20 protein-coding genes are annotated in these 21430 nt (G+C 41.6%); 15 read left to right on the top strand and 5 right to left on the bottom strand.

Annotated elements, in window-relative coordinates:
• Nucleotides 1–114: 114 nt before the first annotated feature.
• Nucleotides 115–1461, bottom strand: a complete 1347-nt coding sequence (gor, locus tag HF881_RS02005) for a glutathione-disulfide reductase (protein ID WP_169446227.1) — start codon at nucleotides 1459–1461, stop codon at nucleotides 115–117.
• 267 nt (nucleotides 1462–1728) lie between these two features.
• Here gor and HF881_RS02000 point away from each other — a divergent pair, with 267 nt between their 5' ends.
• The 4 genes from HF881_RS02000 (at nucleotide 1729) to metG (ending at nucleotide 6950) form a co-directional block, all read left to right on the top strand.
• Nucleotides 1729–2883: an efflux RND transporter periplasmic adaptor subunit gene (locus HF881_RS02000; protein WP_169446226.1), complete on the top strand. Its 1155-nt coding sequence runs from the start codon at nucleotides 1729–1731 to the stop codon at nucleotides 2881–2883.
• Entirely contained in the window at nucleotides 2867–3568 is a 702-nt protein-coding gene (locus tag HF881_RS01995) for an ABC transporter ATP-binding protein (protein ID WP_093585634.1), read from the top strand. The genes HF881_RS02000 and HF881_RS01995 overlap by 17 nt, the downstream gene beginning before the upstream one ends.
• Before the next feature lies 1 nt (nucleotide 3569).
• Nucleotides 3570–4829 carry an ABC transporter permease gene (locus HF881_RS01990; RefSeq protein WP_169446225.1) on the top strand — a complete coding sequence of 420 codons (1260 nt, stop codon included), beginning with the start codon at nucleotides 3570–3572 and terminating at the stop codon, nucleotides 4827–4829.
• A gap of 123 nt (nucleotides 4830–4952) precedes the next feature.
• Nucleotides 4953–6950: a methionine--tRNA ligase gene (metG, locus tag HF881_RS01985; protein ID WP_169446224.1), complete on the top strand. Its 1998-nt coding sequence runs from the start codon at nucleotides 4953–4955 to the stop codon at nucleotides 6948–6950.
• 16 nt (nucleotides 6951–6966) lie between these two features.
• On the opposite strand, the gene HF881_RS01980 is transcribed toward metG, so the two are convergent.
• The 3 genes from HF881_RS01980 to coaA all read right to left on the bottom strand — a co-directional run bounded on the left by HF881_RS01980 (nucleotide 6967) and on the right by coaA (nucleotide 8777).
• Nucleotides 6967–7500, bottom strand: coding sequence for a DNA topology modulation protein (locus tag HF881_RS01980; RefSeq protein ID WP_169446223.1), 534 nt, complete (start codon nucleotides 7498–7500; stop codon nucleotides 6967–6969).
• Between the two features lie 52 nt (nucleotides 7501–7552).
• Complete coding sequence (gene rpsT, locus HF881_RS01975) at nucleotides 7553–7789, bottom strand: 30S ribosomal protein S20 (protein ID WP_001274000.1); 237 nt, start codon at nucleotides 7787–7789, stop codon at nucleotides 7553–7555.
• 67 nt (nucleotides 7790–7856) lie between these two features.
• Nucleotides 7857–8777, bottom strand: coding sequence for a type I pantothenate kinase (coaA, locus tag HF881_RS01970; protein ID WP_125394323.1), 921 nt, complete (start codon nucleotides 8775–8777; stop codon nucleotides 7857–7859).
• A 201-nt stretch (nucleotides 8778–8978) separates the two neighbouring features.
• Between coaA and HF881_RS01965 the strand changes: the two genes are divergently transcribed.
• The 9 genes from HF881_RS01965 to HF881_RS01925 all read left to right on the top strand — a co-directional run bounded on the left by HF881_RS01965 (nucleotide 8979) and on the right by HF881_RS01925 (nucleotide 17336).
• Nucleotides 8979–9383 (top strand): hypothetical protein, encoded by a 405-nt coding sequence (locus tag HF881_RS01965; RefSeq protein WP_169446222.1) that lies wholly within the window; start codon nucleotides 8979–8981, stop codon nucleotides 9381–9383.
• Between the two features lie 202 nt (nucleotides 9384–9585).
• Nucleotides 9586–10176 carry a class I SAM-dependent methyltransferase gene (locus tag HF881_RS01960; protein WP_346775279.1) on the top strand — a complete coding sequence of 197 codons (591 nt, stop codon included), beginning with the start codon at nucleotides 9586–9588 and terminating at the stop codon, nucleotides 10174–10176.
• Nucleotides 10173–11450, top strand: a complete 1278-nt coding sequence (locus HF881_RS01955; RefSeq protein ID WP_169446221.1) for a pyrimidine-nucleoside phosphorylase — start codon at nucleotides 10173–10175, stop codon at nucleotides 11448–11450. The genes HF881_RS01960 and HF881_RS01955 overlap by 4 nt, the downstream gene beginning before the upstream one ends.
• Nucleotides 11451–11469: 19 nt before the next feature.
• Nucleotides 11470–12132: a deoxyribose-phosphate aldolase gene (gene deoC, locus HF881_RS01950; RefSeq protein ID WP_169446220.1), complete on the top strand. Its 663-nt coding sequence runs from the start codon at nucleotides 11470–11472 to the stop codon at nucleotides 12130–12132.
• Nucleotides 12119–12508 carry a cytidine deaminase gene (locus HF881_RS01945; protein WP_000246096.1) on the top strand — a complete coding sequence of 130 codons (390 nt, stop codon included), beginning with the start codon at nucleotides 12119–12121 and terminating at the stop codon, nucleotides 12506–12508. The genes deoC and HF881_RS01945 overlap by 14 nt, the downstream gene beginning before the upstream one ends.
• A gap of 90 nt (nucleotides 12509–12598) precedes the next feature.
• Nucleotides 12599–13654, top strand: a complete 1056-nt coding sequence (locus HF881_RS01940) for a BMP family protein (protein ID WP_169446219.1) — start codon at nucleotides 12599–12601, stop codon at nucleotides 13652–13654.
• Between the two features lie 136 nt (nucleotides 13655–13790).
• Nucleotides 13791–15326: an ABC transporter ATP-binding protein gene (locus HF881_RS01935; RefSeq protein ID WP_169446218.1), complete on the top strand. Its 1536-nt coding sequence runs from the start codon at nucleotides 13791–13793 to the stop codon at nucleotides 15324–15326.
• On the top strand, nucleotides 15319–16377 hold the full coding sequence (locus HF881_RS01930; RefSeq protein ID WP_169446217.1) for an ABC transporter permease: 1059 nt from the start codon (nucleotides 15319–15321) through the stop codon (nucleotides 16375–16377). Before HF881_RS01935 ends, HF881_RS01930 begins: the two co-directional genes overlap by 8 nt.
• A gap of 2 nt (nucleotides 16378–16379) precedes the next feature.
• Nucleotides 16380–17336, top strand: coding sequence for an ABC transporter permease (locus HF881_RS01925; RefSeq protein WP_093585609.1), 957 nt, complete (start codon nucleotides 16380–16382; stop codon nucleotides 17334–17336).
• 46 nt (nucleotides 17337–17382) lie between these two features.
• Here HF881_RS01925 and plsY read toward each other — a convergent pair whose 3' ends face one another.
• Complete coding sequence (gene plsY / locus HF881_RS01920; RefSeq protein ID WP_169446216.1) at nucleotides 17383–18024, bottom strand: glycerol-3-phosphate 1-O-acyltransferase PlsY; 642 nt, start codon at nucleotides 18022–18024, stop codon at nucleotides 17383–17385.
• A gap of 135 nt (nucleotides 18025–18159) precedes the next feature.
• On the opposite strand from plsY, the gene parE reads away from it, so the two are divergent.
• Together parE and HF881_RS01910 are read left to right on the top strand one after the other, a co-directional pair.
• Nucleotides 18160–20109 carry a DNA topoisomerase IV subunit B gene (parE, locus tag HF881_RS01915; RefSeq protein WP_169446215.1) on the top strand — a complete coding sequence of 650 codons (1950 nt, stop codon included), beginning with the start codon at nucleotides 18160–18162 and terminating at the stop codon, nucleotides 20107–20109.
• A gap of 52 nt (nucleotides 20110–20161) precedes the next feature.
• On the top strand, nucleotides 20162–21409 hold the full coding sequence (locus tag HF881_RS01910; protein ID WP_169446214.1) for an SEC-C domain-containing protein: 1248 nt from the start codon (nucleotides 20162–20164) through the stop codon (nucleotides 21407–21409).
• The last annotated feature ends 21 nt before the right edge of the window (nucleotides 21410–21430 follow it).

Genomic DNA, 21430 nt, shown 5'->3' with positions numbered 1-21430 from the left:
AACTATTATACTAATTCAGAAACAAAAGTCAACCCGTTTTTGAAATAAAGGTAACAATTTTGTAACAGCCGATTTTGCAAGTAAAAAGAGACTCTTTAAAGTCTCTTTCAACAATTAGCGCATGGTTACAAATTCTTCTGAAGCGGTTGGGTGGATAGCTACTGTAGCATCAAAGTCTGCCTTTGTTGCTCCCATCTTGATGGCAACAGCAAATCCTTGAATCATCTCATCCACTCCGTAACCAAGTCCGTGAAGTCCAACAACTTTTTCGTCAGCACCGGCTGTGATGAGTTTGAAGCGAGATTCTTGACGATGGTTTGTAACGGCTGAGTACATAGATGCAAAGCTTGACTTGTAGACTTTAATGTGATCTTGGCCGTATTCTTTGATAGCTTGATCTTCAGTTAAACCGACTGTTCCGATTGCTGGGTGTGAGAAGACAACAGTAGGGATAGTCGTGTAGTCCATCTTGGCATTTGTTTTTCCGTTGAAAAGGCGTTCAGATAAGGTGCGTCCTGCCTTGATGGCTACTGGGGTTAGTTCCTTCTCACCCGTAACGTCTCCAAGGGCATAGATACCATCTACAACAGTATTTTGATACTCATCCACTTGGATAAACCCACGTTCGTTGAGTGTAACTCCAGCCTTTTCTAACTCCAACCCGTCTACATTTGGACGGCGGCCGATAGCCCAGATAACTTGGTTCGCAGTGTGACTAGAACTGTCTTCAAAATGAATAGTAATGCCATGCTCTGTTTTTTCGAGCTTGACTGGCACCTTATGCGTGTGCAAAGGTAGACCTGTTTTTTCCATTTCATTGACAAGTCCTTCAACGATGTAGCTGTCAAAAGTGCGCAAGGGACGATCACGACGGACAAACAAATCAGTTTTTACTCCTAGTGCGTGGAGAACACCTGCTAATTCAACGGCGATATAGCCAGCGCCAAGAATCGCAACAGATTCAGGAAGTTGTTCCCAAGCAAAGACATCGTCTGAACTACCACCGAGTTCAGCTCCAGGAATAGTTGGGATGCTTGGACGAGCGCCAGTCGCAATCACGATATGTTTGGCACGAATCAATTCACCATTAACGCTGACTGTGTGGGAATCAACGAAATGAGCACGGCCTTCAATCAAATCAACGCCGTTACGCTTGAAACTTCCATCATAAGATGAGCGAGCACGGTCGATGTAGGCTTCACGGTTTTGACGAAGTTTTGCGAAATCAAATTGAACATCTGAACTCGTAAACCCATAGTCAGGACCGTAGTGGTGGAAGCTTTCAGCGATTTGCGCTCCATACCACATGATTTTCTTAGGAACACAGCCAACGTTGACACAAGTTCCACCTAATTTTTTCTCCTCGATAACAGCTGCTTTAGCACCGTGTTCGCCAGCGCGGTTCATAGTGGCAATGCCACCGCTCCCTCCACCGATGGTGATGATATCATATTCTCTCATAGAAAACTCCTTATAGATTTGATAGTCATATTCTATCGTTTTTATTTTTTGAATGCAAAAATCTGCTACGCCCTAAAGAAATAGCAGAAATCACTTGCTAAATATAGAAATAAGGTGTATGATGTTACTAGTACAATTTCGCATAAATCAAATGGAAACAAGGCATGTTTCCTGAATTGTTCTCTTTTCTCTCTGAACAATCATTGTTTAGAGTAGGTAAATTTGCTATAATAGTCTTTGTATTGAAAATAAAATAGGAGTTTTGTGATGAAGGGGAATAAGAAAAATAAAAAATGGCAACTATACACAGCTATTGGTGCTGCAAGTATTATTATAATCAGTGCAGCGGGTATTTTGCTATTTAGACAGCCCTCTCAGGCTGCCGGTAAGGATGACACATCGCATCTCGTAGTCGCAAAGGAAGGAACAGTTGCCTCCTCTGTTCTTTTATCGGGTACTGTCACCGCAAAAAATGAACAATATGTTTATTTGGATGCAAGTAAGGGTGAGGTAGATGAAATCTTGGTTTCTGTTGGAGATAAGGTTGACAAAGGACAAGCGCTCGTAAAATACAACAGCACAGAAGCGCAATCTGCTTATGATGCAGCTAACCGTGCCATAGCCAAGGCTGATCGTCGTATCAATGACTTGAAGGAGTCACGAAACAACACTCTAGCTGATTCGGAAGGATATGATGATGGAGCGCAGGGTTCTTCAGTCTCCTCCATAGATTCTCAGATTAGTGATGCTCGTGATAGTCGTGCTGATGCAGAGGCACAACTTAAAAAGGCGCAGGCTCAATTGGATGCAACAAAGGTTCTGAGTACGCTAGAAGGTACAGTTGTAGAAGTTAATCACAATGTATCGAAGTCTACAACTACTGCAAATCAAGTGATGGTTCATGTAGTAAGTAACGACAATCTACAAGTCAAGGGAGAACTTTCTGAGTACAATCTTGCCAATCTTTCTGTTGACCAAGAAGTGACCTTCTCTTCCAAAGTTTACCAAGATAAAACTTGGACAGGGAAGATTAGCTATATTTCAGCTTACCCTAAAAATAGTGGAGAAGGAACGAATACTATAACTGGGGGGAATACTGGTTCTAAATATCCCTATACGATTGAAGTGACGAGTGAGATTGGTGATTTAAAACCAGGTTTTACCGTTAGTGTTGAGGTTAAAAGTGACAAGAAATCAATCCTCGTACCCTTAACCAGTGTCATTACTGAAGACGGGAAAAACTACGTTTGGGTTGTTGACGAAGAGAATAAGGCTAAGAAGGTTGAAGTTAGCTTAGGAAATGCTGACGCAGAAAACCAAGAGATCACATCTGGTTTGACAGACGGAACCAAAGTCATCAGTAATCCAACGACTTCCTTGGAAGAAGGAAAAGAGGTGAAGGCTGATGAAACAACTAATTAGTCTAAAAAACATCTGCCGGAGCTATCGAAATGGTGAACAGGAACTGCAGGTCTTGAAAAATATTAATTTAGAGATTGGCGAAGGGGAATTTGTTGCCATTATGGGACCATCTGGTTCGGGTAAATCTACTCTGATGAATACCATCGGAATGCTGGACACCCCAACTAGCGGCGAATATTATCTAGAAGGCCAAGAAGTGGCCCGTCTAGGTGAAAAGCAGTTGGCACAGGTACGTAACCAACAAATTGGTTTTGTCTTTCAACAGTTCTTTCTTTTGTCAAAGATGGATGCTGTTCAAAATGTTGAGTTGCCCTTGATTTATGCAGGAGTTCCAGCTGCCCAACGTCGCAAGATGGCAGAGGAATATCTGAGTAAAGTAGAGTTGACTGATCGTATTCATCACCTTCCTTCGGAGTTGTCTGGCGGTCAAAAACAACGGGTGGCCATTGCGCGTGCTCTTGTTAACGATCCCTCAATCATCCTAGCTGATGAACCAACAGGTGCCTTGGATACGAAAACAGGAAGTCAAATCATGGAACTCTTGGTTGAGTTAAATGAAGAAGGCAAGACTATTATTATGGTAACGCACGAGCCCGAAATTGCAGCCTATGCAAAACGCCAGATTGTAATCCGTGATGGAGTTATTTCGTCTGATAGCGCTCGTTTGGAAGGAAAGGAGAACTAAGATGCAAAATCTGAAATTTGCCTTTTCATCTATTATGGCACACAAGATGCGCTCCTTTTTGACCATGATTGGTATTATCATCGGAGTCTCTTCAGTAGTTGTCATCATGGCTTTAGGGGACTCTATGTCTCGTCAGGTCAATAAAAATATGACAAAATCTCAGAAAAATATTCAGGTATTTTTCTCACCAATTAAAAGTAAGGACGGTTCCTTTACACAAAAGCAATCTGCACTGACACTATCTGGTAAAGAAGAAGATGTTCACGTAGAACCACCTAAAACACAGGAATCGTGGGTTAAGGAAACTGCCAAACTAAAAGGTGTAGATGGCTATTATGTGACTAATAGTACAAATGTTACTTTGACCTATAAGGATAAAAAGGTAGAGAGAGCAAGTCTGACAGGTGGAAATATGACTTATATGTCTGCTGTAGAAAATAAAATTATTGCAGGTAGGGATCTGAGAGAACAAGATTACCGAGATTTTGCAAGTGTGATTTTGCTAGATGAAGAACTTGCTAAAAGTCTTTTTGACTCACCTCAGGCAGCACTCAATCAAATTATTTCAGCCAATGGATATAGCTATCGCGTGATTGGTGTTTACTCTAGTCCTGCTGTTAAAAGTGCTAAGATGTTTGGTGTAGGTGGCTTACCGATTACAACCAATGCTTCTGTAGCAGCTAATTTTAATGTAGAGGAAATTTCTAATATTGTCTTTCGTGTGAATGATACGAGTCTAACTCCGACTTTGGGGCCAGAACTCGCACGCAAGATGACAGAAATTGCAGGAGTACAGCAGGGAGAATATCAGGTTGTAGACGAAACTGCCGCTTTTGCAGAGGTTCAGCAAATCTTTGGTTTTATGACCGCTATTATTAGTGCTATCGCAGGAATCTCTCTCTTTGTGGGAGGGACTGGAGTTATGAATATCATGCTGGTTTCTGTAACGGAGCGTACTCGTGAGATTGGTCTTCGTAAAGCATTGGGAGCTACACGGGCTAATATCTTGGTACAGTTTTTGATTGAGTCCATGATCTTGACCTTGCTAGGTGGAGTCATCGGCCTAGTAAGTGCAGCGGGCTTGACCACGCTAGCAGGCGCTTTGTTAAAAAATATGATGGAAGGAATAGAAATTGGTGTTTCGCTACCGATTGCTCTCTTTAGCTTGGCTGTTTCGGCCAGCGTTGGTATGATCTTTGGGGTCTTACCAGCCAATAAAGCGTCTAAGCTTGATCCAATTGAAGCCCTTCGCTATGAATAAGATAGACAAGATGGACATTTGTCTATCTTGTTTTTGTAAGGATTTCCCTATCGAAAATCACTAAAAATATGATATAATGAAGTGTTAGAAAAACAGGTTTCATTTGCCTGGAAAGGAAATATTATGTCTGAAAAGAATTTTTATATTACAACACCGATTTACTATCCATCTGGTAAACTTCATATCGGTTCTGCTTACACAACTATCGCCTGTGATGTCCTAGCACGTTACAAACGCCTCATGGGCTACGATGTCTTTTATCTGACAGGTCTTGACGAGCATGGTCAAAAAATCCAGCAAAAAGCGGAAGAAGCTGGCATTACACCACAAGCTTATGTTGATGGGATGGCAGTTGGAGTCAAAGAACTCTGGCAATTACTAGATATCTCATACGATAAATTCATCCGTACGACTGATGATTACCATGAAAAAGTAGTGGCTCAAGTCTTTGAACGCTTACTTGCTCAGGATGATATCTACTTGGGCGAATACTCTGGCTGGTATTCAGTCTCAGATGAAGAATTCTTTACAGAAAGCCAGCTTGCAGAAGTTTTCCGTGACGAAGCTGGAAATGTAACGGGCGGTATCGCTCCATCAGGTCACGAGGTCGAATGGGTTTCTGAAGAGTCATATTTCCTTCGCCTCAGCAAATACCAAGACCGTTTGGTTGAATTTTTCAAATCTCACCCTGACTTCATCACTCCAGATGGCCGTCTTAATGAAATGCTACGTAACTTCATCGAGCCAGGTTTGGAAGATTTGGCAGTTTCTCGTACAACCTTTACATGGGGAGTACCAGTCCCATCAAATCCAAAACACGTTGTCTATGTTTGGATTGACGCTCTCCTTAACTATGCGACAGCTCTTGGTTACGGTCAAGATGAGCATGGAAACTTTGATAAGTTCTGGAATGGAACAGTTTTCCACATGGTTGGAAAAGACATTCTTCGTTTCCATTCTATCTACTGGCCAATCCTTCTTATGATGTTGGATATCAAATTGCCAGACCGCTTGATTGCTCACGGTTGGTTTGTCATGAAAGACGGCAAGATGTCTAAGTCTAAAGGAAACGTTGTTTACCCTGAAATGTTGGTAGAGCGTTATGGACTGGATCCACTTCGTTACTACCTCATGCGTAGCCTTCCGGTTGGTTCAGACGGAACCTTCACTCCTGAAGACTATGTAGGCCGTATCAATTATGAATTGGCAAATGACCTAGGAAACCTCCTCAACCGTACGGTTTCCATGATCAACAAGTATTTCGATGGTCAAATCCCTGCCTATGTGGAGGGTGTAACAGAGTTTGATAATGCTCTTGCTGACGTTGCGAAACAATCAATCGCTGACTACCATACACACATGGAAGCAGTTGACTATCCACGTGCTCTTGAAGCAGTCTGGACTCTTATCTCTCGTACCAATAAATACATTGACGAGACAGCTCCATGGGTCTTGGCCAAGGATGAAGCTCTTCGTGACCAATTAGCAAGTGTTATGAGCCACTTGGCAGCCAGCCTTCGTGTCGTAGCTCACTTGATTGAGCCATTTATGACGGAAACCAGTCGCGCGATCTTGACTCAACTTGGTCTAGCAGAGGTTTCTAGTCTTGAAAACTTGAGCTTGGCAGACTTCCCGGCAGGTGTGACTGTAGTTGCCAAAGGAACACCTATCTTCCCACGTCTCGATATGGAAGAAGAAATCGTCTATATCAAAGAACAAATGGAAGGCAACAAACCAGCAGTCGAAAAAGAATGGAATCCAGATGAAGTCGAACTCAAACTAAACAAGGATGAAATCAAGTTTGAAGACTTTGATAAGGTTGAAATCCGTGTCGCAGAAGTCAAAGAAGTTTCTAAAGTGGAAGGTTCTGATAAGTTGCTCCAATTCCGCCTGGATGCTGGTGATGGCGAAGACCGTCAAATCCTCTCAGGAATTGCCAAATACTATCCAAACGAACAAGAATTGGTCGGCAAGAAGGTACAAATCGTTGCCAACCTCAAATCACGCAAGATGATGAAAAAATATGTCAGCCAAGGCATGATTCTCTCAGCTGAACATGATGGCAAATTAACCCTTCTCACAGTGGATCCAGCTGTACCAAACGGAAGTGTGATTGGCTAAAAGCAAAAAACCAACGTTAGGCACGTTGGTTTTTCTTGTTATGTACGAGATTTTCTAAGAAGTGGTCTATCTCCTTTTGCGACCGGAGGACAATTACTTTCTTTGGATAGGTTTCTTGAACCCACTTGTAGCGTTCCTTAGTGGATTTGCTTCGCCCATCCCAGAGAATCCATCGAATAAACTCCCAGTCAAAGCGTTCAGGACAGCCAGCCGCCATGCTTTCTCGAACTTGACCTCTGTATGTGAGATACCGTTTAAAGGCTCGAAAAAGACAAGTCCATGGGGAAAAATTGAGAAAGATGATTTGGTCAGCTTCCTGCATTCTTTCTTCGTAATAGCACCAAGAGTAGTTGCCATCGACTACCCAAGATTCATGCTTTGTGAGAAAGTTTTTCATCTCGGTCAACATCCATTCGCGGTCACTATCTTGCCAACCAGATTGAAATTGGAGCGTATCCATATGTAGTTTAGAAATGGAGTAGTAGTTTGATAACTTCTCAGATAGAGTTGACTTACCAGCTCCAGAATATCCGATGATTGCGATTTTCATTTTCTACCTTTTTGTATTCAAGGACAAAAAAACAGCCTCTATGGACTGTTTCTTATTTAGCAAGTTTAGCTGAAAGACGAGCTTTATCGCGGCTTGCTTTGTTTTTATGAATCAAACCTTTAGTTTCTGCTTTGTCGATAGCTGAGCTAGCAGCACGGAAAAGTTCTTCAGAAGGGTTTGCTTCAAAAGCTTTGATAGCAGTACGCATAGCTGATTTTTGAGCTGAGTTTTTTTCGTTTTGTTTAACGTTCAATTCAGCGCGTTTGATAGCTGATTTAATGTTTGCCAATGTTCTTACCTCCATATTTACTAACTATACCATTATATATGAAAACTTAGGTTTTGACAAGGGAAAATTATTTTTTTAGGTAAATTTCATCGATTTCGTGGTTTTTAGTCTTGTGGAGAATAACCTCGGCACGATTCCTTGTCGGTTCGATATAGTTTTGTAAATTTATTAGATTAATGCTGGTCCAGATCTGATGAGCGAAGGCTTCGACCTCTCCAATCGGCATTTGCGTAAAGCGGTGGTAGTAGCTGTTGGGATCATTTTGGGCAAAGCTGAGCAGTTTCAAGAAACGATCCAGATACCAACTTTCAATGTCTTCGACTGCTGCATCAACGTAGATGGAGAAATCAAAGAAATCAGTGATGTAAAGGCGCTCATTTTGAGGGTTTTGAAAGACATTAATTCCCTCGACAATGACAAAGTCAGCAGCTTTGACACGTTGCTTTTCCCTAGGAACGATGTCATACACTTCATGAGAATAGACAGGAATATCGACATCTTGCCCATTCTTTAGGCAGTCAAGAAAATTCAACAAGGCTTCCATATCATAACTTTCAGGAAAACCTTTGCGATTTAAGATATCTTGGTCAATCAAGGTTTGATTGGGATAGAGAAAACCGTCAGTTGTCACCAATTCTACAGTAGCATCCGGGAGAGTACGTGATAGAAGAATCTGAAGTAAGCGACTAGTGGTCGATTTCCCCACAGCAACACTTCCAGAAACCCCAATGATAAAAGGTTGGGATTTGCTTTCACGTTGGAGGAAAATTCCTTTTGAAAATGCCAAATCATCCTTAGTGCGCTTGTAAATATGGATAAGATGGACAAGGGGAAGATAGACGTCCGTTACGTCCTGCAGACTAATCTGGTCATTGAAACTCTTGATGGAGTCCAGTTCTTCTTCCGTCAAGGGAGGAGTTGTTTTGCGATGCAATGATTGCCAAGTCTGGCGACTGATTTTCTCAAAATGTAAAAATTCGTTGGTCATTTGTTTTCCCCTAGATATTTTGTTTATCATACCATAAAAAGTTAAAAAAATAAAGCGGTTTCTTGATGGTAGTAAGTCAATATCGTATAATAGAGGTAGATGGAGGTTGAATAATTTAATGATGAGATAGGGAATAGTTTCTGAAGACTTATCAGTTATTGGAAGTGGGCCTTTTGGTTCACAACTTATAGGAGGTGTGTCATGAAAATCTTAAAAAGTTATATATTGGAACTCTGTTTTATTTTAAGTTTTGCCTTACCTTTTATAAAAGGAGTCAATGCAGATAATGGTAGACGCTTTGTGGAAATCTATTACGGTTTTACCTTCTTAATGGATCATCTCCTTGTAACAGTTATCTTTATCTGTTCACTCTTGATTGCTTGGTTAGTAAAAAAGCAGTGGACGAAATGGCTTGCTGCGGGTAGTTATTTCTTTTTAGTCCTATGGATTGCTACAGAGGGTTATTTATTCCGTATGTCACTAGAAGATTTGATACGACTTTGGACAAGTTTGGAAATCTTGACACAAACTTATCAGTTGGGCTTTTATCTAAACATCATATTGGGAATCCTGTTGATAATAAAGTATTTTAAGATTAAGAAATAGTGATAAAAATGCGTCTAATTACAAACGATCTGTTTTTTCCTGACTATGATAATTTGTAGTTCCCGATAGATTGTAATGTATTTCTAATAATTGAAAGAGATTGAAGAAAAGGTTTTTTGACTAGGATTCTTCAGTCTTTTTCATTCTATCATCACTTTGTAAACGATTTACAATTCAAGCCAAATTATGGTAAAATAGTTTTATGAGTAAAATGTATTATGCAGAAAATCCTGACGCTGCTCACGACATACATGAGTTGAGAGTGGAGTTGTTGGGAGAAAAAATGACCTTTTTGACGGATGCGGGTGTTTTTAGCAAGAAAATGGTTGACTTTGGGAGTCAGCTTTTATTGAAGTGTCTAGAGGTTAACAAAGGAGAAACGGTCCTTGATGTCGGCTGTGGGTATGGTCCCCTAGGACTTTCTTTGGTCAAGGCTTATGGAGTTCAGGCAACCATGGTCGATATCAATAATCGCGCCTTGGACCTAGCGCGACAAAATGCTGAACGAAATAAAGTAGAAGCAACTATTTTCCAGTCCAACATCTATGAACAAGTTGAAGGGAAATTTGACCATGTTATTTCCAATCCACCTATTCGAGCGGGCAAGCAGGTTGTTCATGAGATTATCGAAAAGAGCAGAGGATTCTTGAAAGACGGAGGAGATTTAACCATCGTCATTCAGAAAAAGCAAGGGGCTCCTAGTGCCAAAAGCAAGATGGAAGACACTTTTGGAAATTGTGAAATCATAAAGAAGGACAAGGGTTATTATATCCTTAGAAGTGTGAAAGAATGAGAGCAGTTGATTTAATCCAAAAGAAACGAGATGGTCAAGAACTGTCTTCAAGTGAGATTAAGTGGTTGGTAGAAGGCTATGTAGCAGGAACTGTTCCAGATTACCAAATGTCTGCCTTTGCTATGGCTGTTTATTTTAAAGGAATGACCACACGTGAGATTTCTGACTTGACGATGAATATGGTTAAGACCGGTCAAGAGTTTGATTTGTCAGCCATAGAGGGTATCAAAGTAGATAAACACTCTACAGGTGGTGTTGGTGATAAGGTGACCTTGATTCTAGCTCCTTTAGTAGCCAGCTTTGGTGTGCCGGTTGCAAAAATGAGTGGTCGTGGACTAGGGCACACTGGCGGAACCTTAGATAAGTTAGAAGCGATCAAGGGCTATCAAGTTGAGCGCAGTCAAGAGGATTTCATCAAACAGGTTCAAGATATTGGTGTATCTGTCATTGGCCAGTCTGATCAGTTGGTTAAAGCAGACAAACTTCTCTATGCTCTTCGTGATGTGACGGCGACTGTCGATACTATTCCTTTGATTGCTAGTTCTGTCATGAGCAAGAAAATCGCTGCTGGGGCAGATGCCATTTTGCTAGATGTGACAGTTGGTGAGGGTGCCTTCATGAAAACTGTCGATGAGGCGCGCGAATTGGCTCAAACCATGGTGGATCTCGGTAAGGCCGTTGGTCGAAAGACGGTAGCAGTCATTACCGATATGAGCCAACCCTTGGGACGAGCGATTGGAAATCGTCTGGAAATCCTTGAAGCATTGGAAATTTTACAAGGTCAAGGCCGTCAGGATATTACCCACTTTATCTGTGAACTAGCTCAAATTATGCTTGGTTTAGCTGATATTGAGAAAACCGTTGAAGAAATCCGTAAACATCTCGAGAATGGTCAAGCACTGGCTAAGTTTGAAGAAATGGTAGCAGCACAAGGTGGTGATTTAGAAGATCTCTATCGCCCAGTTAACGTTGCCCATGTGGTAGATATTCCAGCTCAAGATTCAGGCGTCATTTCAGCCCTTCCAGCGATGGAATTTGGGCTCTATGCCATGAGATTGGGAGCTGGTCGAGCAGTCAAGTCTGATGATTTGGACTATGAAACAGGGATTGTTTTTGAAAAGAAAGTTGGAGACTCCGTCCAAAAAGGAGAAATTGTTGCAAAAGTTTATACAAATGGAAAAATTTCTTCTGAACTAGTTACAGAATTTCAAAAATATGTTAAAATGAATGATGGAGTGCAAAGTTTACGAGAAATTATAGAAATTATCTCATAAAACCAGGGAGAATCCGAATATGAAGTTAAATAAATATATCGATCATACGCTTTTAAAGCAAGATGCAAGTCAAGAACAAATCAATCGTTTGCTATCTGAGGCGAGAGAGTATGATTTCGCCAGTGTCTGTGTTAATCCGACTTGGGTTGCTCATTCAAAGGCGGGGCTTGAAGGTTCAGATGTGAAGGTTTGTACAGTAGTTGGTTTCCCGTTGGGAGCAACAACTTCAGCTGTAAAAGCTTTTGAGACCAAGGAAGCCATCCAAAATGGAGCAGATGAGATTGATATGGTTATCAATGTTGGAGCTCTCAAATCGGGCAATCTTGATTTAGTTGAGTCAGACATCCGTGCGGTTGTAGAAGCAAGTGGTGACAAGTTAGTAAAAGTTATTATTGAAGCTTGCTTGTTGACCGACGATGAAAAGGTTGTGGCCTGTCAACTTGCTCAAAAAGCAGGGGCTGATTTTGTTAAAACATCGACTGGCTTCTCAACTGGAGGAGCAACTCTGCCAGATGTTAAATTGATGCGTCAGACAGTGGGAACTGATATGGGTGTTAAGGCTGCAGGTGGAGCGCGTTCTTACGCGGACGCTCTTGCCTTTGTCGAGGCAGGTGCTACTCGTATCGGAACTTCTGCTGGTGTAGCCATTTTAAAAGGAGAATTGGCTGATGGCGACTACTGAGTTAATCGAACTAGCAATTGAAACCAGCAAGAAAGCCTATGTACCCTATTCTCACTTTCCTATCGGAGCTGTTTTAGTAGCCAAGGATGGTAGTATTTATACGGGTGTGAATATCGAGAATGCTAGTTATCCTTTGACCAACTGTGGAGAGCGGACAGCTATTTTCAAAGCAGTCTCTGAAGGTCAACGCGAATTTTCAGAATTGATTGTCTATGGTCAAACTGAAAAACCCATCTCGCCATGTGGTGCTTGTCGCCAGGTCATGGTTGAATTTTTTGAACAAGATCTAAAGGTGACACTTGTCGCCAAAGATAAATCGACGGTCGAGATGACGGTCGGGGAGTTACTTCCATACTCATTTACAGACTTAAACTAGTCTGGGTCGCTCTTGTAGTGGCTGTGGTCTGTGTGACCAAACAATCCATACTTGCAACATCGTTGCACATCTTATTTAGGAGGTTCAGTAATGAACAAGAAACAATGGCTAGGCCTTGGTCTAGTTGCAGTAGCAGCAATTGGTCTTGCTGCATGTGGTAACCGCTCTTCTCGTAACGCAGCTTCATCTTCATCAGATGTGAAGACAAAAGCAGCAATCGTCACTGATACTGGTGGTGTTGATGATAAATCATTCAACCAATCAGCTTGGGAAGGTTTGCAAGCTTGGGGGAAAGAACACAACCTTTCTAAAGATAACGGTTACACTTACTTCCAATCAACAAGTGAAGCAGACTATGCGAACCACTTACAACAAGCGGCAGGAAGCTATAACTTGATCTTTGGTGTTGGTTTTGCCCTTAAAAATGCAGTTGAAGAGGCAGCAAAAGAACATACAGATTTGAACTATGTCTTGATCGATGACGTCATCAAAGATCAAAAGAACGTTGCAAGTGCTACTTTTGCAGATAACGAAGCGGGTTATCTTGCAGGTGTTGCTGCCGCAAAAACAACTAAAACAAAACAAGTTGGTTTTGTAGGTGGTATGGAATCCGAAGTTATCTCACGTTTTGAAGCTGGTTTCAAAGCAGGTGTTGCTTCAGTAGACTCATCTATCAAGGTTCAAGTAGACTACGCTGGTTCGTTTGGTGACGCAGCTAAAGGTAAAACAATCGCTGCAGCTCAGTATGCTGCAGGTGCTGATGTCGTGTACCAAGTAGCAGGTGGTACAGGAGCAGGTGTCTTTTCTGAAGCTAAATCACTTAACGAAAGCCGTCCTGAAAATGAAAAAGTTTGGGTTATCGGTGTAGACCGTGACCAAGCAGAAGAAGGTAAATACACTTCTAAAGATGGTAAAGAATCAAACTTTGTTCTTGCTTCAACTTTGAAACAAGTTGGTACAGCTGTAAAAGATATCGCTAATAAAGCGGAAAAAGGTGAATTCCCTGGTGGACAAGTTATCGTCTTCTCATTGAAAGATAAAGGGGTTGACTTGGCAGTAACAAACCTTTCAGAAGAAGGTAAAAAAGCTGTTGAAGACGCAAAAGCTAAAATCCTTGACGGAAGCGTAAAAGTTCCTGAAAAATAATGGATAAAAGTCATTTCTTAGGAAGCGGCCATCGGTCGCTTCTTTAAGAATTGAGGCAATTTTTGTCTCAATAGAGCTTGTTAATGTGATTAACAGGTTTTATTGAAATAAAATAAACCTCTGAAAGGAAGAGCATATGGCACACGAAAATGTCATTGAGATGCGTGAGATTACCAAGGTGTTTGGTGAATTTGTCGCCAACGATAAAATCAACTTGCACCTACGGAAAGGTGAAATTCATGCACTTTTAGGAGAAAATGGAGCAGGGAAATCCACTCTGATGAACATGCTAGCGGGGCTTCTTGAACCAACTAGTGGTGAGATTGCGGTGAATGGTCAAGTTGTAAAACTAGACTCGCCTTCTAAAGCAGCTAGTTTGGGAATCGGGATGGTTCACCAACACTTTATGTTGGTCGAAGCTTTCACAGTGGCTGAAAATATCATTTTGGGGAGTGAAGTCACCAAAAATGGTGTGCTAGATATTGCAGGGGCTACCAAAGAAATTAAGGCACTTTCAGAACGTTATGGCTTGGCGATTGACCCTGCTGCTAAGGTGGCGGATATTTCCGTTGGTGCCCAACAACGTGTAGAAATCTTGAAAACACTCTATCGTGGTGCTGATATCCTTATCTTTGACGAACCTACAGCCGTATTGACTCCTTCGGAGATTGATGAGTTGATGGCCATTATGAAAAACCTTGTCAAGGAAGGCAAATCCATCATCTTGATTACCCACAAGCTGGATGAAATCCGTGCAGTCTCCGATCGTGTTACGGTTATCCGTCGTGGTAAATCGATCGAGACCGTTGAGATTGCAGGGGCCACCAATGCAGATTTGGCAGAAATGATGGTGGGACGTTCGGTATCCTTTAAGACAGCCAAACAAGCAGCCCAGCCAAAAGATGTGGTCTTGTCTATCAAAGACCTAGTTGTCAATGAAAACCGTGGTGTACCAGCTGTGAAGAACCTTTCTTTGGATGTTCGTGCTGGTGAAATTGTCGGTATTGCGGGTATCGATGGAAATGGCCAGTCAGAACTCATTCAAGCCATCACGGGTCTTCGCAAGGTTGAGTCAGGTAGTATTGAATTAAAAGGCAAATCAATCGCGGGTCTGCACCCTCGAAAAATTACCGAGATGAGTGTAGGTCATGTTCCAGAAGACCGTCATCGCGATGGTTTGATTTTGGATATGATGATTTCGGAAAATATCGCTCTTCAAACCTACTACAAAGAACCACTCAGTAAAAATGGCATCTTGAACTATGCCAATATCACTTCTCATGCCAAGAAACTGATGGAAGAATTTGACGTCCGTGCTGCTAGCGAGTTTGTTCCAGCAGCAGCTCTTTCAGGGGGAAATCAGCAAAAAGCAATTATCGCTCGTGAGATTGACCGAGATCCTGATCTCCTAATCGTTAGCCAACCGACACGTGGTTTGGACGTTGGTGCCATTGAGTACATTCACAAACGCTTGATTGAGGAACGTGATAATGGCAAGGCTGTTCTCGTTGTCAGCTTTGAACTGGATGAGATTTTAAATGTCTCAGACCGAATTGCTGTTATCCACGATGGGAAGATTCAAGGTATTGTGTCGCCAGAAACGACTAACAAACAAGAACTTGGTGTCTTGATGGCTGGTGGAAACTTGGGAAAGGAGAAGAGTGATGTCTAAAAAATTACAACAAATTTCGGTTCCCATGATTTCCGTATTCTTAGGAATCTTACTCGGAGCCATTGTCATGTGGATCTTCGGCTACGATGCTATCTGGGGTTATGAGGAGTTGTTCTACACAGCCTTCGGTAGTCTCCGTGGTATAGGTGAGATTTTCCGTGCCATGGGACCTCTTGTCTTGATTGGTCTTGGTTTTGCAGTAGCAAGTCGTGCAGGCTTCTTTAACGTTGGTCTTCCTGGACAGGCTCTTGCAGGTTGGGTTATGAGTGGGTGGTTTGCCCTTTCAAATCCTGATATGCCACGTCCTTTGATGATTCTTGCGACAGTTGTTATTGCCCTTATTGCTGGTGGGATTGTCGGAGCTATCCCAGGTATCCTCAGAGCTTATCTCGGAACATCGGAAGTTATCGTGACCATCATGATGAACTACATTGTATTGTATGTGGGAAATGCCTTTATCCGCTCTTTCCCTAAAGAATTGATGCAAAGTACAGACTCGACAATCCGTGTCGGTGCCAACGCCGCCTACCAGACACCATGGTTGTCTGAGTTGACTGGAAATTCTCGTATGAATATCGGAATTTTCTTTGCGGTTATTGCGGTAGTTGTCATCTGGTTCTTGCTCAAGAAAACAACTCTTGGTTTTGAAATCCGTGCAGTTGGTCTCAACCCACATGCTTCTGAGTACGCAGGTATCTCTGCCAAACGCACAATTATCCTATCTATGATTATTTCAGGAGCCTTGGCAGGTTTGGGTGGAGCAGTTGAAGGTCTGGGTACTTTCCAAAACGTTTATGTTCAAGGTTCGTCATTGGCTATCGGATTTAACGGGATGGCAGTTAGTCTCCTTGCAGCAAACTCTCCAATCGGTATTCTATTTGCAGCCTTCCTATTTGGAGTTCTCCAAGTCGGAGCACCTGGTATGAATGCTGCGCAAGTACCATCAGAGCTTGTTAGCATCGTAACGGCGTCTATTATCTTCTTTGTCAGCGTTCACTATATTATCGAGCGTTTTGTCAAACCGAAGAAACAAGCAAAAGGAGGTAAGTAAAGATGTCTATTACAACAATGCTAACCCTCTTGGTATCCTCTATGTTGATCTACTCAGCACCTCTTGTCTTTACGAGTATTGGTGGGGTCTTCTCTGAACGTGGAGGGGTAGTCAATGTCGGTCTTGAGGGAATTATGGTTATGGGTGCCTTTTCTGGGGTAGTCTTCAACCTTGAATTTGCAGAACAACTTGGATCAGCAACTCCTTGGCTTGCCTTATTGGTCGGAGGAATTGTGGGAGCAATTTTCTCAATTATCCACGCAGCTGCGACCGTTCACTTCCGTGCGGACCATGTTGTCAGTGGAACAGTGTTGAACTTGATGGCACCAGCTTTAGCAGTCTTTTTGGTCAAAGTTCTTTATAACAAAGGACAAACCGACAATTTGAGCCAAACTTTTGGACGCTTTGATTTCCCAGTTTTGGCAAATATCCCAGTAATCGGCGATATCTTTTTCAAGTCAACTAGTCTGCTTGGTTACTTAGCCATTGCCTTCTCATTCCTTGCTTGGTTTATCCTCTTCAAGACCCGCTTTGGTCTTCGTCTTCGCTCTGTCGGTGAACACCCTCAAGCAGCGGATACCTTGGGGATCAATGTTTACAAGATGAGATATTTTGGAGTTATCATTTCTGGTTTCCTTGGCGGAATTGGTGGAGCTATCTACGCCCAATCAATCTCAGTCAACTTCTCAGTGACAACCATTGTAGGACCTGGATTCATCGCTCTTGCCGCTATGATTTTTGGTAAATGGAATCCAATCGGAGCTATGCTTTCAAGTCTCTTCTTCGGACTCTCTCAAAGTTTGGCCGTTATTGGTTCCCAGCTTCCTTTCTTGCAAGGAGTACCTGCGGTATACCTTCAAATTGCGCCTTATGTTTTGACAGTTATTGTCTTGGCAGCCTTCTTTGGAAAAGCTGTTGCACCTAAGGCAGATGGTATCAACTATATCAAGTCAAAATAACAGGCTTATTAATAGCATACAAAAAACGTCAGTTCAAACTGGCGTTTTATTTTTTAGGATTTTGATGAGTTAGGTTTAATCCCCAAGGGACGAGATTTTCAGTTTTATTTTTGATGCGTGTGATATTATCCTTGTGACGAATGATAATCAAGCTAGCAAGTGCTAAGATAATAGCGATAAAAAGAGGGTCATAGCTGCTCAGGATAAAACCAAATAGTGGAAATAGGAGAACTCCAATTACAGCAGCAATAGAAGCAACAACGCTAGATAGGGAAATCATACTACCTAGATAGAGAGTTCCAAAGAAAACGACTGCTAGGTAGAGGCAGAAAACAGGCGCAAATCCGAAAACAACCCCAGCACTGGTTGCGACAGCCTTGCCCCCTTTAAATCCTGCAAAGATAGGAAAGGTATGTCCAATTACGGCCAAAAGACCAAAGACGAGAGGTGATACACCTTGTAGGTGGAAAAGAATAGGAAGGAGAGTTGCCAATGTTCCTTTAAAGAAGTCAATCACAAAGGTTGCCATACCTGCTTTCTTACCTAAAATTCGGAAAGTATTGGTCGTTCCAGTATTTCCAGAACCGTGTTCGCGCAGATTTGTCTGAAAGAAAACTTGTCCAATCCATAGACCAGACGGAATCGAACCTAGCAAATAAGCTAGTATTAATAATACAAATGTCATCATGTGTCTATTATACCATGAAATGGTGTAGAAAGGCTGAGAATATCTTGTGAAATTGTGACAGCTGAATGGGAAAAATTTTGCAAAATACCTAGAAAACCTGTAAAATAGTAAAGATGAACAAATAGGAGGTTCCTTGTGTCAAAAAAGGAAATCAATATTAATAACTACAATGATGATGCCATTCAGGTACTAGAAGGGTTGGATGCGGTTCGTAAACGTCCGGGGATGTACATCGGATCAACTGACGGTGCGGGTCTCCATCACCTAGTCTGGGAAATCGTGGACAATGCAGTCGATGAAGCCTTGTCTGGCTTTGGTGATCGCATTGATGTGACCATCAATAAAGACGGCAGTTTAACAGTAGAGGATCATGGTCGAGGGATGCCGACTGGGATGCACGCCATGGGAATTCCAACCGTTGAGGTTATCTTTACCATTCTCCACGCCGGAGGGAAATTCGGTCAAGGTGGCTACAAAACATCTGGTGGTCTTCACGGAGTGGGCTCTTCGGTCGTTAATGCCCTATCAAGCTGGTTGGAAGTTGAAATTACCCGTGATGGTGCAGTCTATAGACAGCGTTTTGAAAACGGTGGGAAACCCGTCACAACCTTGAAGAAAATTGGTACAGCACCCAAGTCTAAGACAGGTACTAAGGTTACCTTCATGCCTGATGCGACTATCTTTTCTACGACAGACTTCAAGTATAACACCATTTCAGAACGCCTCAATGAGTCAGCATTTCTCTTAAAAAATGTGACCTTGTCCTTGACAGACAAACGAACAGACGAAGCAATCGAGTTTCACTATGAAAATGGAGTTCAGGACTTTGTTTCCTATCTGAATGAAGACAAGGAAACCTTGACACCAGTTCTTTACTTCGAAGGCGAAGACAATGGCTTCCAAGTGGAAGTAGCCCTCCAGTACAATGATGGATTCTCAGATAACATTCTATCCTTTGTCAATAATGTCCGTACCAAAGACGGTGGAACCCATGAGACGGGACTCAAGTCTGCTATCACTAAGGTCATGAATGACTACGCCCGTAAGACAGGACTTCTCAAGGAAAAAGATAAAAACCTTGAAGGTTCAGACTATCGTGAGGGACTAGCGGCCGTTCTTTCTATCCTAGTTCCTGAAGAACACCTCCAGTTTGAAGGTCAGACCAAGGACAAACTAGGCAGTCCACTGGCTCGCCCGATTGTGGATAGTATTGTTGCTGAAAAATTAACTTTCTTCCTCATGGAAAATGGGGAGCTGGCTTCAAATCTCATTCGCAAGGCCATCAAGGCGCGTGATGCGCGTGAAGCAGCCCGAAAAGCGCGAGATGAGAGCAGAAATGGCAAGAAAAATAAAAAAGATAAGGGCTTGTTGTCGGGGAAATTAACGCCAGCCCAGTCTAAAAACCCTACAAAAAATGAACTCTACCTGGTCGAGGGAGACTCTGCCGGTGGATCTGCCAAACAAGGTCGTGACCGTAAATTCCAGGCTATATTGCCTCTTCGTGGTAAGGTCATCAATACAGCCAAGGCCAAGATGGCAGATATCCTCAAAAATGAGGAAATCAACACCATGATTTATACCATCGGCGCGGGTGTCGGAGCAGACTTCTCTATTGAGGATGCCAACTATGACAAGATCATTATCATGACCGATGCGGATACAGACGGTGCCCACATTCAAACTCTCCTTTTAACCTTCTTTTATCGCTATATGCGTCCGCTAGTTGAAGCAGGACATGTCTATATCGCCCTTCCGCCTCTTTACAAGATGTCCAAAGGAAAAGGCAAGAAAGAAGAAGTGGCCTACGCTTGGACGGACGGAGAGCTAGAAGAACTCCGCAAGCAATTCGGCAAAGGCGCTACCCTCCAACGCTATAAGGGGCTTGGTGAGATGAATGCGGACCAGCTCTGGGAAACAACTATGAATCCAGAAACGCGTACCCTCATCCGTGTCACGATTGAAGACCTGGCCCGCGCAGAACGCCGCGTCAATGTCCTCATGGGAGACAAGGTCGAACCACGCCGTAAGTGGATTGAGGATAATGTTAAGTTTACTCTTGAGGAGAGTGGGGAGATGGTGTTTTAGGAGTGTGCTGCAATAAAAAAATAAATATACATTATAGAAAGGAGGTGGAGAGGTGTCTATCGGTAGAAACGATAAATGTCCATGCAATTCAGGCAAAAAATACAAACATTGCCATTTAAAAATAGAGAAGTTACGAAAACAAATGAAACGAAATAATCTTCGTGATATTTCAGAAAGTGAGAGAAAACAACTTCAATCCCACGATAGGAATAGAGTCAAGCAACTTTTCGATTCTAAAGGAAAAGAGTGCCTGTATTCCAACTGTGATAGAAAACCGATTAAATCACACACTTTTCCTAGAAATATATTAGAAAAGCAGATTGCAAGAAAAACTGATAATGGATATTCGGTTTTTTCGACCGATATAAAAAATATTGTTAGTAATCTACAAAATCCTAGATCATATAGTGAATTATTTTATGAAGTCAATATAAATGATGCTGGAACTATGCCACTTTTTTGTGAAGAACATGACAATCAGATTTTTTCGCCAATAGAAACTTTTAAACCCATTCCTACCGAAAAACAATATATATTTTTATATGCTTATCGTTTCTTTTTATACCATTTTTCTAAAGAAAAATATGCCTTGATAGATTACCATGATGTGATTGCCTCAGAAAAAGGAGTAGGCAAATCACTTTCTTCAGATACAAGAAATAAAAGAAATTCCATTTATGCTAATGCAACAAAAATTGCAAATACTAAAACAAATATAACAAATTTAGATGTATTAAAGATTAAATTTGATCAAGTAATGAATCATACTCTACCAAGTGATGCTAAAATTGATGAACATTTTAAAGTATACGGTTATAAATTGAAAAACGATATTCAGTGGTGTGGTGCCGGCTGTACAGAGTTTTCTTATAACGATACTGGAGTTATGAATCATTTAGGCTGCAGTTTTGGTTTAATCCCACAAAATAGAGATTTTCCAGCATATTTTTATTGTGTTGTACCAAACGAAGAAAATGATTATTTGAAAGATAAATTGCTGAAGTTACTTAATGATAAGTATGATGGTTATAAGAACGAAAAAGATACTGCTTCTTTTGAAAATATTATAAAATATTACATTTTTGATAGTTCAGAAAATATTATAATTTCTCCTGATATTATTGATGAATTGAGAGATAAAGAAATTTGTTTTTTTAATGAAAAAGGTAAACTTTTAAAAAACAGCCAATATGAATGGCTTCTAAAAGCAAATATTCTATTATGTCAAGTCAAAGGAGAACAGAACGAGGAAGTACGCAATACTGTGTATAATATACTGGAAACAATCGATTTGTTTTAAAAAACGGATAGATTGGACTCA

It is taken from the genome of Streptococcus sp. WB01_FAA12 (assembly GCF_012843315.1).
Classification (GTDB): domain Bacteria; phylum Bacillota; class Bacilli; order Lactobacillales; family Streptococcaceae; genus Streptococcus.
Note: the sequence above shows the minus strand (reverse complement) of the source record. Positions and strands in the feature narration are given on the sequence as shown.

What these genes read in the sequence shown, in the direction of transcription:
- gor (WP_169446227.1), bottom strand. Translation starts at nt 1,461, where the DNA reads ATGAGAGAATATGATATCATCACCATCGGTGGAGGGAGCGGTGGCATT.
- HF881_RS02000 (WP_169446226.1), top strand. Translation starts at nt 1,729, where the DNA reads ATGAAGGGGAATAAGAAAAATAAAAAATGGCAACTATACACAGCTATT.
- HF881_RS01995 (WP_093585634.1), top strand. Translation starts at nt 2,867, where the DNA reads ATGAAACAACTAATTAGTCTAAAAAACATCTGCCGGAGCTATCGAAAT.
- HF881_RS01990 (WP_169446225.1), top strand. Translation starts at nt 3,570, where the DNA reads ATGCAAAATCTGAAATTTGCCTTTTCATCTATTATGGCACACAAGATG.
- metG (WP_169446224.1), top strand. Translation starts at nt 4,953, where the DNA reads ATGTCTGAAAAGAATTTTTATATTACAACACCGATTTACTATCCATCT.
- HF881_RS01980 (WP_169446223.1), bottom strand. Translation starts at nt 7,500, where the DNA reads ATGAAAATCGCAATCATCGGATATTCTGGAGCTGGTAAGTCAACTCTA.
- coaA (WP_125394323.1), bottom strand. Translation starts at nt 8,777, where the DNA reads ATGACCAACGAATTTTTACATTTTGAGAAAATCAGTCGCCAGACTTGG.
- HF881_RS01965 (WP_169446222.1), top strand. Translation starts at nt 8,979, where the DNA reads ATGAAAATCTTAAAAAGTTATATATTGGAACTCTGTTTTATTTTAAGT.
- HF881_RS01960 (WP_346775279.1), top strand. Translation starts at nt 9,586, where the DNA reads ATGAGTAAAATGTATTATGCAGAAAATCCTGACGCTGCTCACGACATA.
- HF881_RS01955 (WP_169446221.1), top strand. Translation starts at nt 10,173, where the DNA reads ATGAGAGCAGTTGATTTAATCCAAAAGAAACGAGATGGTCAAGAACTG.
- deoC (WP_169446220.1), top strand. Translation starts at nt 11,470, where the DNA reads ATGAAGTTAAATAAATATATCGATCATACGCTTTTAAAGCAAGATGCA.
- HF881_RS01945 (WP_000246096.1), top strand. Translation starts at nt 12,119, where the DNA reads ATGGCGACTACTGAGTTAATCGAACTAGCAATTGAAACCAGCAAGAAA.
- HF881_RS01940 (WP_169446219.1), top strand. Translation starts at nt 12,599, where the DNA reads ATGAACAAGAAACAATGGCTAGGCCTTGGTCTAGTTGCAGTAGCAGCA.
- HF881_RS01935 (WP_169446218.1), top strand. Translation starts at nt 13,791, where the DNA reads ATGGCACACGAAAATGTCATTGAGATGCGTGAGATTACCAAGGTGTTT.
- HF881_RS01930 (WP_169446217.1), top strand. Translation starts at nt 15,319, where the DNA reads ATGTCTAAAAAATTACAACAAATTTCGGTTCCCATGATTTCCGTATTC.
- HF881_RS01925 (WP_093585609.1), top strand. Translation starts at nt 16,380, where the DNA reads ATGTCTATTACAACAATGCTAACCCTCTTGGTATCCTCTATGTTGATC.
- plsY (WP_169446216.1), bottom strand. Translation starts at nt 18,024, where the DNA reads ATGATGACATTTGTATTATTAATACTAGCTTATTTGCTAGGTTCGATT.